The organism is Paenibacillus kyungheensis, from assembly GCF_028606985.1.
GTDB classification, from domain to species: Bacteria; Bacillota; Bacilli; order Paenibacillales; family Paenibacillaceae; genus Saccharibacillus; species Saccharibacillus kyungheensis.
Map to the genome: position 1 here is coordinate 162307 of NZ_CP117416.1, position 14475 is coordinate 176781.

Genomic DNA, 14475 nt, shown 5'->3' on the forward strand with positions numbered 1-14475 from the left:
CTTGGGAGGAAATCACGGATAAAAACGATAACATCAACCTCTCACAGAATAGTTGTGTTAAAAACTTGCTTCTGCATGAAAAATTGGTTAAGATAGACGTGGGACTTAAAAAGTTATGCCGGGACATTTTGAGTCCATTAAGAATCGCGGATATAATGAACACTGAGCGAGATAAGTTGCAGGAGTGGAATGCATGCGGAAAATATTAGAAATACAAAAGCAGCTTCTGCCCGATCTCACCGAAGTACTCAAAAAAAGATATACGATTCTGCATCAGGTTATGATGGTAGGGCTGGTTGGAAGAAGATCACTCGCCACATCGCTTAATATGACTGAACGCGTCTTACGTGCAGAGACCGATCTTCTCAAATCGCAAGGGTTACTTGAGATTGAAAGTACGGGAATGAAGGTTAGTGAAGCAGGCAAGCAATTGCTTGATGAGCTGGAACCTATTATTCAGGAACTGCTTGGATTATCGAATCTGGAAGAACGTATTCGCACTTTCTATAAGTTGAGACAAGTAATTGTCGTTCCTGGTGATAGTGACATATCTATTATGGCTAAGCAAGAGCTTGGACGAGCAGGAGCCAAAGCGCTGCTCAGTGTCATCCGTGAGGACGATGTCGTTGCTGTTACAGGAGGCTTTACATTAGCTGAAGTCGCTGAGCAACTCAGTCCATCCATACCGGCACCTCTCAAGAATGCCTGGTTCGTACCGGCAAGAGGCGGACTTGGAGAGAGTATGGAATTTCAGGCGAATTCGATTGCTTCCACTATGGCAAAGCGTGTAGGCGCACAATATCGATTGTTGCATATTCCAGATTTATTGCGTGAAGATGCTTATGAATTGCTTTATCAGGATCAGAATATCCGCGAAATTGTCGGTCTGATTCGTAAAGCACGTATCATCATGCATGGAATTGGAGATGCGATGGAGATGGTGCGTCGCCGTAGACTTGAACCCGAGGCAGCGGAAGAAATTCATGCCGCTGGAGCTGTTGCTGAATCATTCGGTCATTATTTTAATGAACAGGGTGAGACGGTGCACCAGATGTTAACGATGGGACTTCAGCTCGATGATATTTCCAAAGCGGAAGTGGTTATCGGTATTGCTGGAGGTCGTAGCAAAGCCAAATCGATTCATGCTGTACTCAAATTCGGTCAGGAAGATATTCTGGTCATTGACGAAGCCGCTGCTAGAGAAATTGTGAAAGAACTAGACTAGTCCTTTTGCTTCATTTTCGAACGTCTAGCAGTCGGCACACAAGATTTACTCTATAATGTTGTCTTGACATGCCTTTTATAAGGTATGTCTTGAAATAAATTAAATACACTATCTCTAGGAGGAATTAACTCATGGTTAAAGTTGGTATTAATGGTTTCGGACGTATTGGACGCTTGGCTTTCCGTCGTATTCAAAATGTAGCAGGTATTGAAGTAGTAGCAATTAACGATTTGACTGACGCTAAAATGTTGGCTCACTTGTTGAAATATGATACAACTCAAGGTAAATTTGACGGCGAAGTTGAAGTTCATGACGGATTCTTCAAAGTAAACGGAAAAGAAGTAAAAGTTCTAGCTAACCGTAACCCAGAAGAACTTCCTTGGGGAGATCTTGGTGTGGATATCGTTCTTGAATGTACTGGATTCTTCACAACTAAAGAAGCAGCTGAGAAACATTTAACAGCTGGTGCTAAAAAAGTTGTTATCTCTGCTCCAGCTACAGGCGAAATGAAAACAATCGTTTATAACGTAAACCATGAAATTCTTGATGGTACTGAAACTGTAATCTCTGGTGCTTCTTGCACAACGAACTGTCTTGCTCCTATGGCTAAAACATTGCAAGATCAATTCGGAGTAGTAGAAGGCTTGATGACTACAATTCACGCTTACACTGGCGACCAAAACACTTTGGATGCTCCACATGCTAAAGGTGACTTCCGTCGTGCTCGTGCAGCTGCTGAAAACATCATTCCTAACACAACTGGTGCTGCTAAAGCAATCGGTTTGGTTATCCCTGAATTGAAAGGTAAATTGGATGGTGCAGCACAACGTGTTCCTGTAGCAACTGGTTCCCTTACTGAATTGGTAACTATTTTGGAGAAAAAAGTTACTGTTGATGAAGTTAACGCTGCTATGAAAGCTGCTTCTGATGCTGAAACTTATGGTTACACTGAAGACGAAATCGTATCTTCTGATATCAAAGGTATGACTTTCGGTTCTCTATTCGATGCTACTCAAACTCGTGTTCTAACTGTTGGTGACCACCAATTGGTTAAAACTGTAGCTTGGTACGATAACGAAATGTCTTACACTGCACAATTGGTTCGTACTCTTGAGTACTTCGCTAACAAAGCGTAAGAATCTTACGTGAACTGAAATAAATATTAATTCCATAAAGCGGAAACAGGTTTCTTGTGTTTCCGCTTTTTCTAAATGAATATCTGTTTTAAATTGCTCGTTAATCAAAATTCAGGGCATGGAGGAACAATATAATGAATAAGAAAAGTGTTCGTGATGTAGAAGTAAAAGGTAAAGTGGTATTTGTACGTGTAGATTTCAACGTACCTATGGAAGACGGTAAAATTACAGATGACAAACGTATCCGTGAAACTTTACCAACAATTCAATATCTAGTTGAAAAAGGTGCAAAAGTTGTACTTGCAAGTCATATGGGTCGTCCTAAAGGTGAAGTGGTTGAATCACTACGCTTAACTCCACAAGCAGAGCGTCTATCTGAATTGCTAGGTCAACCGGTTGCTAAAGCTGACGAAGCTATTGGCGATGCAGTAAAAGCAAAAATCGCTGAATTAAAAGAGGGCGACGTTTTGGTTCTTGAAAACGTACGTTTCTACCCTGGTGAAGAGAAAAACGATGCAGACTTAGCTAAATCTTTTGCAGAATTGGCTGATCTATTCGTAAATGATGCATTTGGTGCAGCTCACCGTGCGCATGCTTCAACAGAAGGTATTGCACACCACTTGCCAGCAGTATCTGGTCTTTTGATGGAGAAAGAATTAGATGTATTGGGTAAAGCATTGACTAGCCCAGAACGTCCTTTCACAGCAATCGTAGGTGGATCTAAAGTAAAAGACAAAATCGATGTTATCGATAACCTAATCACACTTGCAGACAACATCATTATTGGTGGTGGATTGACTTACACATTCTTCAAAGCTCAAGGTCATGAAGTAGGACAATCTCTTCTAGACGAAAGCAAATTGGATGTTGTACTTGGATTCATGGAAAAAGCAAAAAAATTAGGTAAAAAATTGTATCTTCCAGTAGATATCGTTGTTTCTGACGATTTCAGCGCAGATGCTAACACAGATATCGTAACGATTGATAAAATCCCAGCAGCTTGGGAAGGCGTAGACATCGGTCCTAAAACTCGTGAAATTTATGCTGATGTAATCAAAAACTCCAAATTGGTTGTATGGAACGGACCAATGGGCGTATTTGAAATCGCACCTTTCTCTGGTGGTACAAAAGCAGTAGCAGAAGCATGTGCAACAACTGAAGCTTACACTATCATTGGTGGCGGTGATTCCGCAGCAGCAGCAGAGAAATTCGGCTTGGCTGATAAAATGGACCATATCTCTACAGGTGGCGGTGCTTCCCTAGAGTTTATGGAAGGTAAAGCTCTTCCAGGCGTTGTGGCATTGAACGATAAATAAGTTTAAAATGTATATAGATTTGAGTGCTTTGGATTGTACAAAGCACTTCAGTGTGGCTTTGATCAGAACACTGTAGTTATGCAAACAGAAGGAGTGATATCGCAGTGAGAACACCAATTATTGCAGGGAACTGGAAGATGTTCAAAACCGTTCCTGAAGCAAAAGCGTTTATTGAAGATATCAAAGGCAAAGCAGAAGTAGATGGCGTAGAAAGCGTGATTTGCGCTCCTTTCACTAATCTTCCTGCTTTGGTTGAAGCAGTAAAAGGAACTTCTATCAAAATCGGTGCACAAAATCTTCATTTCGAAGACAATGGTGCTTACACTGGCGAAATCAGTGGTGTAATGTTGAAAGATCTTGGTGTGGACTATGTAATCATCGGTCACTCTGAGCGTCGTCAATATTTTGCTGAAACAGACGAAATCGTTAATAAAAAAGTACATGCTGCTTTCCGTCATGGTTTGACTCCTATCGTATGTGTAGGTGAAAAGCTTGAAGAGCGTGAAGCTAATCAAACTAAAGAAGTATGTAAAGTACAAACAGAAGGTGCTTTTGTCGGATTAAGTGCAGATCAAGCGAAAGAAACAGTAATCGCTTATGAGCCAATCTGGGCAATCGGAACAGGCAAATCTTCTACATCCCAAGATGCGAATGAAGTTATCGCTTATATTCGTGAATTGGTTAAAGGTCTATACAACGAAGAAGTGGCTAACGCAGTTCGTATTCAATACGGCGGTAGCGTGAAACCGGAGAATGTGAAGGAGTACATGGGACAAAGCGATATCGATGGCGCACTTGTCGGCGGCGCAAGCTTGCAACCTGATTCTTACATTCAGCTCGTTGAGGGGGCGAAGTAAATGTCAGCACCCAAACCAGTAGCACTAATCATTATGGACGGATTCGGTCTGCGCGCAGAAGTAGAAGGCAACGGCGTTGCTCAAGCGAAAAAACCGAATTATGATAGATATCTAAGCGAATACCCACACACTACACTAACTGCTTGCGGTGAAGCTGTAGGTCTGCCTGAAGGGCAAATGGGTAACTCGGAAGTAGGTCACTTGAACATCGGTGCAGGCCGTATCGTATATCAAGATTTGACTCGTATTTCCAAGTCGATTCGTGATGGAGACTTTTTCCAAAATGAAGCGTTGGTTGGCGCATTTACAAATGCAAAAACAAACGGCAAAAAATTGCATGTGTTCACCCTGTTATCCGATGGCGGTGTACATAGTCATATCGATCATTTATTCGCTACACTGGATATGGCTAAACGCGAAGACTTCCATGATGTATTGATTCATGTATTCTTGGATGGACGCGACGTATCACCAGATAGCGGTAAACGTTATATGGAACGATTGGTTGCTCAAATAGCAGAAGTGGGCGTAGGTAAAATTGCTACCGTTCAAGGTCGCTATTATGCAATGGATCGTGACAAACGCTGGGAACGTGTGGAAAAAGCTTACCGTGCTATCGCTTTTGGCGAAGGTCCGGCATTCAAAGATCCAGAAAACGTTATTTCTTCTTCTTACCAAAATTCAGTATTTGACGAATTCGTTGAACCATCTGTTATTGTGGATAGTGAAGAAAAACCAGTCGGTACAGTAAGTGATGGAGATTCAATCATCTTCTTGAACTTCCGTCCTGACCGTGCAATTCAATTATCTCAAGCTTTTACGCAAGAAGCATTTGAAGGATTCGATCGTGGACATGCACAACCGCAAAACCTGTACTATGTATGCTTAACCACATACAGCAATACAGTAAGTGGAACGGTAGCGTATGGCCCTAAAGATCTGAGCAACACGCTTGGTGAAGTCTTAGTACAGCATGGCAAAAAACAATTGCGTATTGCTGAGACTGAGAAATACCCGCACGTTACATTCTTTTTCAGTGGCGGTCGTGATGTAGAACTTGAAGGCGAGACTCGTATCTTGATTAACTCTCCTAAAGTCGCTACGTATGATCTACAACCGGAAATGAGTGCACGTGAAGTAGCAGATGCTTGTATTGCTGAGATTGAAGCAGAGCGTCAAGATGTTATCATTTTGAACTTTGCTAATCCTGATATGGTAGGTCACTCTGGTAAGCTAGAGCCTACAATCAGAGCGGTAGAAACAACAGATGAGTGTGTAGGTAGAGTCGTAGATGCGATTCTAGCTAAAGGTGGCGTAGCCCTAATTACTGCTGACCATGGTAATGCTGAGACAGAGATTGATGAATTGGGTCGTCCGCAGACGGCACATACAACAAACCCTGTACCATTTATCGTCACAGATAAAAATGTTACTTTGCGTGAAGGTGGTATCTTAGGTGATATCGCTCCAACCATTCTTGATTTTGCACAATTACCTAAACCGGAAGAAATGACAGGTACATCTATTGTCAACAGCCGTAAGTAATTGCTCGCTATAAAGATATGACTTAAAATGTAATGATCATGTATGATCTAAAATAACGATTTAAAAGGAGAACATTTAACCATGACTATTATTTCTGATGTTTATGCACGCGAAGTTCTTGACTCCCGCGGTAACCCTACAGTTGAAGTTGAAGTATACTTGGAATCTGGCGCTTTGGGTCGCGCTATCGTTCCTTCTGGCGCATCTACTGGTGCTCATGAAGCTGTAGAACTTCGTGATGAAGACAAATCTCGTTACTTGGGTAAAGGCGTTCTTAAAGCAGTAGAGAACGTTAACGAAATCATCGCTCCAGAAATCATTGGTATGGATGCTTTGGATCAATTGGGTATCGATAAAGCAATGATCAAATTGGATGGTACTCCTAACAAAGCTAAATTGGGTGCTAACGCTATTCTTGCAGTATCTATGGCTACTGCTCGTGCAGCTGCTGATGCTCTTGACCTTCCATTGTATGTATACTTGGGCGGATTCAACGCAAAACAATTGCCAGTACCAATGATGAACATCATCAACGGTGGTGAGCACGCTGATAACAACGTTGACGTTCAAGAATTCATGGTATTGCCAGTTGGAGCTCCTAGCTTCAAAGAAGCTCTTCGTACAGGTGCTGAGATTTTCCACAGCCTTAAATCTGTATTGAAAGCTAAAGGACTTAGCACTTCTGTAGGTGACGAAGGTGGATTCGCTCCTAACTTCACATCTAACGAAGAAGCATTGACTTCTATTATCGAAGCAATCGAAAAAGCTGGTTACAAACCAGGTGTTGACGTATTCTTGGGTATGGACGTTGCTTCTACTGAGTTCTACAAAAACGGTAAATATGAACTTGCTGGCGAAGGTAAATCATACACTTCTGCTGAGTTCGTAGACTTGATGGCTTCATGGGTTGATAAATACCCAATCATTACAATCGAAGATGGTTGTTCTGAAGATGACTGGGAAGGTTGGAAATTGTTAACTGAGAAATTGGGAGACAAAGTTCAATTGGTTGGTGACGACTTGTTCGTAACAAACACTGAGCGTCTTGGTCGTGGTATTGAAGAAGGTATTGGTAACTCTATCCTTGTTAAAGTTAACCAAATCGGTACACTTTCTGAAACATTTGATGCGATCGAAATGGCTAAACGCGCTGGTTACACAGCTGTTATCTCTCACCGCTCTGGTGAATCCGAAGATAGCACAATCGCTGACATCGCTGTAGCGACAAATGCTGGACAAATCAAAACAGGTGCTCCTTCACGTACAGACCGTATTGCTAAATACAACCAATTGCTTCGCATCGAAGATCAATTGGGTGACCTTGCTAAATACGATGGTCTTAAATCTTTCTACAACTTGACTGCACACAGAGGCTTGACTAAATAATTGACTTTTAACTTTGGATTCATATTCTTTTAGAAGAAGATGATCAAAGGTCAAAAGATAGATCACAACCATCCGGTATCATGCCGGGTGGTTGTTTTTTTATAGATAGGTGTTGGCTAAGATTATGAATATGTTAACACGTAAAAAAGAAGAGTAAGCTTCAAAAACTGACTTAATCATACATATCGGAGTAAAAAGATTGCTTTTCACTTGAAAAATATGCTAAAATAAGAATGCTGTTTTCTATACGATTATTACATACGATAGTGATAGTCAATCGCTATTGTTCTTATATGATAACGATAGATGTTCGGCGTATTCGTTTGAGGAGGTGGAATTCATGTTATTGACTTTGAAAGTACTGCTTATGATTTTTTCCGTTGGGTTGATCGTTATTGTTCTACTTCAAAAAGGTAAAAGTGCTGGACTTTCTGGTGCCATCTCCGGCGGTGCGGAACATCTTTTTGGTAAAACCAAAGCGCGCGGAATGGAACTGGTGTTGGAACGTACAACAGTAGGTCTAGCTATTGGATTTTTTGTTTTAGCTATTCTTGTAGCGGTCTTTAGTTAAATCATGAATCGCCTGATTCGGTAGAGCATCATTTTACCGGTTCAGGCGATTTTTATATGTTAGGCAAAAGATTGTTCTTTGGTTAATCATTGTTCATAGAGAATTCATATAAAGGAACTATACTTGGAATTGTTCCCGAGCTTGTCCATTATTCCCATGCAAGACATGTAAGACCGAAGTCCATGATGTGCAATACTTTTCAGGCAGTTTTGTTATTCCCAACCAAGGAGGGGATAATAGAACTGCCCTCTTTTTTTATACAGATCAATACAGGCAACTGAATATTTGAAGCGAATTGAATGAGTGAGATTAATTTAGTGTATACTAGGGTATGAGTATACTAAACGCTACAATGCATACAGTTGTACATACGGATCAAGAAGGGAACATAAGCTTACCCTGAAGGTCGTCCGAGGTGAAATGATATGATTACTGAACAACAAGTATTAGATGTAATAAAGAGTATCGATTATAAACCAATGACTTATCAAGAGTTGGAGCAGCAGTTAGAGATTCAAGCAGCTTCTGATTTTAAAGAATTGGTCAAAATATTAAATGAACTTGAGCACACAGGAGTGATCGTGCAGAACAAGTCTCATCGTTATGGTCTACCTGAACATATGGATCTGGTTCGTGGACGTATTCAAGCCCATGCCAAAGGATTCGCCTTTCTGATTCCTGAGGAAAAAGAGCATGGCGATGTCTACATTAATGCCAATGATATGGGAACGGCAATGAACGGTGATATCGTGTTTGTGAAAGTCACTTCTCGCAGTACGACAGGTGGTCGTATGGAAGGCGAAGTGGTCCGCGTGATTACTCGCAAAAATACACGCATTGTTGGTGTATTTCAAGGACTCGATACGTACGGGTTTATTATCCCTGATGACAAGCGGATTAACCGCGATATTTTTGTGCCTAAAGAGTCATTCGGTGGCGCAGTTGAAGGGGAAAAAGTGGTGGCTGAAATCGTCAGCTATCCAGAAGGCAGAGCAGCAGCAGAAGGACGAATCGTTGAAGTGTTGGGTCATAAAGATGATCCAGGCGTAGACATTTTGTCTGTTATTCGCAAGCATCAATTACCAGAATCATTCCCTGATGAAATTATGGACGAAGCGCAAGCAGCTCCTGATTCTATTACAGATGCAGAGATCGTCGAACAAGGTAGACGTGATCTACGCGACAAAAATATCGTAACGATCGATGGTGAAGATGCCAAAGACTTGGATGATGCGGTCAATGTAGAGCGTCTAGACAACGGACATTACCGTCTAGGCGTTCATATTGCAGATGTAGGCTACTATGTCAAAGAGGGCTCTAAGCTCGATATTGAAGCCTACAACCGCGGATGTAGTGTGTATCTAGTGGATCGCGTCATTCCGATGCTACCTCATCGCTTGTCTAATGGTATCTGTAGTCTACATCCACAGGTAGATCGCCTTACCCTTTCATGCGAAATGGAATTCGATGAGCATATGAAAGTCGTGAAGCATGAAATCTTTACCAGTGTGATCAAAACCAAAGAGCGTATGACCTATACGAATGTACGCAAAATTTTGGAAGATGAAGATCCAGAATTGTTAGAACGTTATGCTCCGCTTGTCGAAGATTTCAAATTGATGCGTGAATTGGCGATGCAGTTACGTGATATGCGTGCTCGTCGTGGCGCAGTTGATTTTGATTTTGACGAAGCGAAGATTATTTTAGATGAAAAAGGTAGACCCATCGATATCGTGAAGCGTGAGCGTTCGGTAGCAGAACAGATTATCGAAGAGTTTATGCTAGCAGCGAATGAGACGGTAGCCGAGCATTTCAGTACGCTTCAAGTGCCTTTCTTGTATCGTATTCATGAGAATCCAGATCAAGAGAAATTGCAGAACTTCTTAGCATTCGCTTCGAACTTTGGTCATGTGATCAAAGGAACAGGCGATCATATTCATCCACGTGCATTGCAACAATTGTTGCAAGATATCAAAGGTGAAAAAGAAGAAACAGTGATCAGCACAATGATGCTTCGTTCGATGAAACAAGCAAAATACTCCGCAGACAGTTCAGGTCACTTTGGACTAGCTGCAGATTATTATAGTCACTTCACATCGCCGATTCGTCGTTATCCCGATCTGGTTATTCACCGCGTGATTCGTGAAGTGATCGAAAATGGTGGTAAGCTGAAGCCGAAGCGCCAGGATTACCTCAATTCTCGTATGGCAGATATTGCGCAACAATCTTCAGAACGTGAGCGTGTGGCTGTCGATGCAGAGCGTGATACCGATCAATTGAAAAAAGCAGAATACATGCTGGATAAAGTGGGCGAAGAGTTCGAAGGTATTATCAGCAGTGTGACAAGCTTCGGTATGTTTATCGAGCTGGATAATACAGTAGAAGGTCTGATCCGCTTAGGGATGCTGACTGACGATTATTATCATTTTGACGATAAACAAATGATCTTGCTTGGCGAACGTACTTCCAAAATCTATCGTATCGGTGATGCAATTACGGTACGTGTAGCCCGCGTGAATATGGAAGATCATACGATCGACTTTGAGCTCAAAGATATGCCGAAAAGCAATCGTCCTGAGCGTGCAGATCGTGGTGCTCGTCCTCCACGTGGAGATAGCGACCGTAGAGGTGGACGTGGCGGAGATCGTGGTAAAAACAAAGCAGCTAGTAAAGCGGCGAAATTCGGTAAAGCAGCGAAGGCTGCCAAAGCGACCAAAGCTCCTAGCACTTCAGTAGCGCCTACTACAGATACAGGCAGTAAAAAGCCAGGCAGACGCAAACGTAAATCATCTGCGGCAGCTTCCGGTCAGACGACTGCGGTAAATGTACCGACTACTCAACCACGCAACCTGGACAGTACGACAGCTGTCAATGCAGGTGAGGGTAAGCCTAAAAAAGCGAAAGGCATTTCGACCAATGCTCCGAAAAGTTCGGGTAAAGACAATTCTCGTAACTTTAACTTCGGTTCAGGAAAAGGTGGATATAACAGCCCTGTCGAAAGTAGCAAAAAGCGTAAAGGTAGCCCGGCACCAAGACGCAAAAAGATAGAAGGCCCTGTATTCGATCCAGAAGCAGGCAATATCCAAACGTCTTCAGCTAAAGTAGATACAGGTAAAACAGGTGGCGAAGTGAAAAAAAGTCGTCCACGCAAACGTAAACCAAAATCTACCGAGCAAAAACCTGAATAAATAGCGATAGATCGGCTTTCTTCTTTCTCTGTATACCTTAGAATGAGGAGAGAGGATGAAGAAATGCCGGTCTTTATTTAAAATGATAGGTACACAAGTATAGATAAGAAAGTAAACCTGCAAGGTATAACATAAGTAATAGTTAACTAATCCGTTTATAAAGGAGTGAACCCTTATGGCACCTAAAAAGGGTGAAAGTAAAGTTCTTGCACAGAACAAAAAAGCATCACACGATTATTTTATCGAAGATACGTATGAAGCAGGAATGGTTTTAACCGGAACAGAGATCAAATCATTGCGCCGCGCAAGAGCGAATATTGGAGATGCGTTCTCGACGATTCGTAATGGCGAAGTATTTTTGCACAATATGCATATTAGCCCTTTTGAAGAAGGCAATCGTGCGAATCCAACCGATCCGACACGTACTCGTAAATTGCTATTGCATAAAGGTCAGATTAGCAAATTGATCGGTGCTTCTAAGCGAGACGGGTATACCATCGTTCCGCTCAAAATCTATATCCGCAACGGGTATGCCAAGCTGTTAATCGGTCTAGGAAAAGGTAAGAAACAGCATGATAAACGTGCGTCTGCTGCCAAAAAAGATGCAGATCGCGATATTCAACGCGCACTACGGGATAATCAGAAGGTTTCTCGTTAAGTCAGTAAACGTTGAAAAGCGAAGTCATCATCATTTTGTAGTGAGTTAGTTACAATTAACAGGCAGATGGGTAAATGGATAGTGAAGCTGGTGTGAATCAGCGATGATGTTAGTATGTTCTGGCTGACAGAGCAGATAATGGCTAGAGGAACAACATTGTAAGGATCTCAGAACAACGTTGGCGCATTTGCACAACTGTTCACAGAGCCTAAAATGTGGTATACTCATAGTCTGTGGTCAATGTATATTCTTTCAGTAGAAACAGCATATTGCTGATACATGACACACTTTACAGTTCTTTCTTATGGAGGGAAAGACTGTTGCTGTATATTCGGATAACGAGACTCATGTGATCCGTTCTAATCCAGCACCCTTTTTATTAAGGGGGCGTTTATGGATTCGACGGGGGTAGTTCGAGCATGGGTAGCGGGTAGTGGGGACGCGTCCGCTTTATCAACGCTAAAGCCTATTAAACGGCAAACAACAAACTAACTACGCTTTCGCAGCTTAATAACCTGTGAGCGTGCTCTCCCCTCGCATCGCCCATGTGCCAGGACGAGGGCCCAACTAATAGTGGGCTACGCTGTCACATCTCCGCCTGAGGTGTGCTGAATAAGATAACCAGGCTGACCCAAAGGGAATCCGGTGACAGGGAGTTCCTAGGGTGACATCAAATCTGTCACTACACCCGTAGAAGCTTATGTAACGTTGCCTTCGGACAGGGGTTCGACTCCCCTCGCCTCCATTTTGATTTACCAGAAACGGACACCAATTGGTGTCCGTTTTTTGTTTGGTAGTGGTTATCTGAAATTTAGCTTTGCTTTTTCATTCAGACGCTTGAGCTATACAAGATAGGATTAAATATAATACTCGTGTGTTGACGCCTAATTATAGATGTGAGACCATAAATTCAGTATATTATTCTAGAATTATTTTAATTCGAGGAGAGATCATATGTTAGTACCTGGAGATAATGTGAATTTTGATAGTACAAAAAAATTTAAATATCTTGCTCCTTTAGGATCAGGAGGAACTGGTGATGCACATCTTTTTCAAGATGAGACAACTGACATGTTATTTGCTTTTAAAAAATATTCTCCTAAAGGTACAAATAATATAGATGAAAATTATCAAAGATTCATTGATGAAATAAAAATTTTATTTAATATATCACACAATAATATCGTTAGAGTTTTTAATTATTATTTATATACCGAAGCTAAAACAGGATATTTACAAATGGAATATGTTGAAGGAATATCGATCCTAGATTTTGAACCGAGTTTTGGAAAGGATTGGGAGGATATTTTCAAAGAAATTATATATACGTTTGAATATTTAGAACAAAAGAAAATACTTCATAGAGATATACGACCTTCAAATATAATGATAGATAAAGATGAACGTGTGAAGATTATAGATTTTGGTTTTGGAAAGAAGTTAGAGATTGAGGAAAATGAAGGTAAAAGTGTACGACTTAATTGGCCTGTAACACAGTTAGAAGGAATTTATAATCACCAATCAGAAATTTATTTTGTAGGTAAGCTTTTTCAGAATGTTCTTAGACAAAAAGAAATAGAAAAGCAATTTAAATTCAATTATATTCTAGATAAAATGATTAAAATTGATCCGAGCGAACGATACGCTTCGTTTAACGATATTTCTCAAACTATTTCTGAAGGAGTAATAAGTGAAATAAGCTTTTCCAGACAAGAGAAAAATGCTTATAGAAATTTTGCCGATGCTTTAATAAGTCATATCAGTTACTTTAATGAACAATATGAATTAATAAATGATATAGATATTATATTGAACAAGTTAGGTATACTTATTCGAAACAGTTCACTAGAAACTACTATACAGGATAATTCACAACTGATTAACTGTTTTGTCAGAGCAAACTATAATTATAACGAAAAACGTGATATAGATGTAGTTTGTGTTAAAGATTTTTATCAACTATTAGCACGTTTAGATCCTTACAAGCAAAAAATTGTAATTGATAATATACAAAATCGTTTGATTGGTATAAATATTTTCACTATTAATATTAGTGACGATGATTTGCCATTTTGATTGTAAAATATCGTTGTAACTGGTTTGGGTGCTATTTATGTAGGGGGTAGTATCATCTGCCCAGAATGATGATAAGGAGGTATTTTGAATGGAATTTTTAAATCGTTATATCATGACGATCATGCAATCTTTGGCACTGCTTATTTTATCACTGGTATTAACTGATTTTTACCAAACCAATGTACCTATGTTTTTCCTTGTCTTTGCGGTCATTACTGTTGGGAATTTTATAATAGAGTCACTGTATAATAAAAATAATTATCAACAACAGACCAAAGCTAAAAAAATGGGAATGACTATGATCCCTATTAATACTTTAGTACTCTTGGTTTTTGTTATGGTTCTTTTTTAAGAAATTCAGGATTTTGTAGTTTATATTATGTAAAAATAGATAGTGATCTAGTAGCAGAAAGACCATCTTTTATAGATGGCCTTTTGTATTTCTATTCTGGTGTAGTTAATCTTTATTGATAAGTCTCTCAATATCATTTATTATTGTTAGGTAGCCTAACTCACT

11 protein-coding genes and 1 other RNA gene are annotated in these 14475 nt (G+C 40.5%); all 12 read left to right on the plus strand.

The window, feature by feature from the left end:
* Positions 1–193 precede the first annotated feature (193 nt).
* The 12 genes from PQ456_RS00745 to PQ456_RS00800 all read left to right on the plus strand — a co-directional run bounded on the left by PQ456_RS00745 (position 194) and on the right by PQ456_RS00800 (position 14310).
* Positions 194–1225: a sugar-binding transcriptional regulator gene (locus PQ456_RS00745; RefSeq protein WP_069325818.1), complete on the plus strand. Its 1032-nt coding sequence runs from the start codon at positions 194–196 to the stop codon at positions 1223–1225.
* A gap of 131 nt (positions 1226–1356) precedes the next feature.
* Positions 1357–2361: a type I glyceraldehyde-3-phosphate dehydrogenase gene (gene gap, locus PQ456_RS00750; RefSeq protein ID WP_273614396.1), complete on the plus strand. Its 1005-nt coding sequence runs from the start codon at positions 1357–1359 to the stop codon at positions 2359–2361.
* A gap of 134 nt (positions 2362–2495) precedes the next feature.
* Positions 2496–3677 carry a phosphoglycerate kinase gene (locus PQ456_RS00755; protein ID WP_273614397.1) on the plus strand — a complete coding sequence of 394 codons (1182 nt, stop codon included), beginning with the start codon at positions 2496–2498 and terminating at the stop codon, positions 3675–3677.
* 104 nt (positions 3678–3781) lie between these two features.
* Positions 3782–4534 (plus strand): triose-phosphate isomerase, encoded by a 753-nt coding sequence (gene tpiA / locus PQ456_RS00760; RefSeq protein ID WP_204826911.1) that lies wholly within the window; start codon positions 3782–3784, stop codon positions 4532–4534.
* Positions 4535–6079: a 2,3-bisphosphoglycerate-independent phosphoglycerate mutase gene (gene gpmI, locus PQ456_RS00765; protein WP_273614398.1), complete on the plus strand. Its 1545-nt coding sequence runs from the start codon at positions 4535–4537 to the stop codon at positions 6077–6079.
* An 81-nt stretch (positions 6080–6160) separates the two neighbouring features.
* The gene (eno, locus tag PQ456_RS00770; protein WP_204826913.1) at positions 6161–7465 is read left to right on the plus strand and encodes a phosphopyruvate hydratase; all 1305 of its coding nucleotides are present in this window, start codon (positions 6161–6163) and stop codon (positions 7463–7465) included.
* A gap of 340 nt (positions 7466–7805) precedes the next feature.
* A complete protein-coding gene (gene secG / locus PQ456_RS00775) occupies positions 7806–8036 on the plus strand; it encodes a preprotein translocase subunit SecG (RefSeq protein WP_069325812.1) in 231 nt (76 codons plus the stop codon).
* A 425-nt stretch (positions 8037–8461) separates the two neighbouring features.
* Positions 8462–11224 carry a ribonuclease R gene (gene rnr / locus PQ456_RS00780; protein WP_273614399.1) on the plus strand — a complete coding sequence of 921 codons (2763 nt, stop codon included), beginning with the start codon at positions 8462–8464 and terminating at the stop codon, positions 11222–11224.
* A gap of 175 nt (positions 11225–11399) precedes the next feature.
* Positions 11400–11882 carry an SsrA-binding protein SmpB gene (gene smpB / locus PQ456_RS00785; RefSeq protein ID WP_273614400.1) on the plus strand — a complete coding sequence of 161 codons (483 nt, stop codon included), beginning with the start codon at positions 11400–11402 and terminating at the stop codon, positions 11880–11882.
* Between the two features lie 383 nt (positions 11883–12265).
* Positions 12266–12630: a transfer-messenger RNA gene (ssrA, locus tag PQ456_RS00790) on the plus strand.
* Between the two features lie 206 nt (positions 12631–12836).
* Complete coding sequence (locus PQ456_RS00795; RefSeq protein ID WP_273614401.1) at positions 12837–13958, plus strand: protein kinase family protein; 1122 nt, start codon at positions 12837–12839, stop codon at positions 13956–13958.
* A gap of 88 nt (positions 13959–14046) precedes the next feature.
* Positions 14047–14310 (plus strand): hypothetical protein, encoded by a 264-nt coding sequence (locus PQ456_RS00800; protein WP_273614402.1) that lies wholly within the window; start codon positions 14047–14049, stop codon positions 14308–14310.
* Positions 14311–14475 lie beyond the last annotated feature (165 nt).

Bases quoted from the DNA above. Each gene is read 5' to 3' on its own strand.
- PQ456_RS00745 (WP_069325818.1), top strand. From the start codon at position 194: ATGCGGAAAATATTAGAAATACAAAAGCAGCTTCTGCCCGATCTCACC.
- gap (WP_273614396.1), top strand. From the start codon at position 1,357: ATGGTTAAAGTTGGTATTAATGGTTTCGGACGTATTGGACGCTTGGCT.
- PQ456_RS00755 (WP_273614397.1), top strand. From the start codon at position 2,496: ATGAATAAGAAAAGTGTTCGTGATGTAGAAGTAAAAGGTAAAGTGGTA.
- gpmI (WP_273614398.1), top strand. From the start codon at position 4,535: ATGTCAGCACCCAAACCAGTAGCACTAATCATTATGGACGGATTCGGT.
- eno (WP_204826913.1), top strand. From the start codon at position 6,161: ATGACTATTATTTCTGATGTTTATGCACGCGAAGTTCTTGACTCCCGC.
- secG (WP_069325812.1), top strand. From the start codon at position 7,806: ATGTTATTGACTTTGAAAGTACTGCTTATGATTTTTTCCGTTGGGTTG.
- rnr (WP_273614399.1), top strand. From the start codon at position 8,462: ATGATTACTGAACAACAAGTATTAGATGTAATAAAGAGTATCGATTAT.
- smpB (WP_273614400.1), top strand. From the start codon at position 11,400: ATGGCACCTAAAAAGGGTGAAAGTAAAGTTCTTGCACAGAACAAAAAA.
- PQ456_RS00795 (WP_273614401.1), top strand. From the start codon at position 12,837: ATGTTAGTACCTGGAGATAATGTGAATTTTGATAGTACAAAAAAATTT.
- PQ456_RS00800 (WP_273614402.1), top strand. From the start codon at position 14,047: ATGGAATTTTTAAATCGTTATATCATGACGATCATGCAATCTTTGGCA.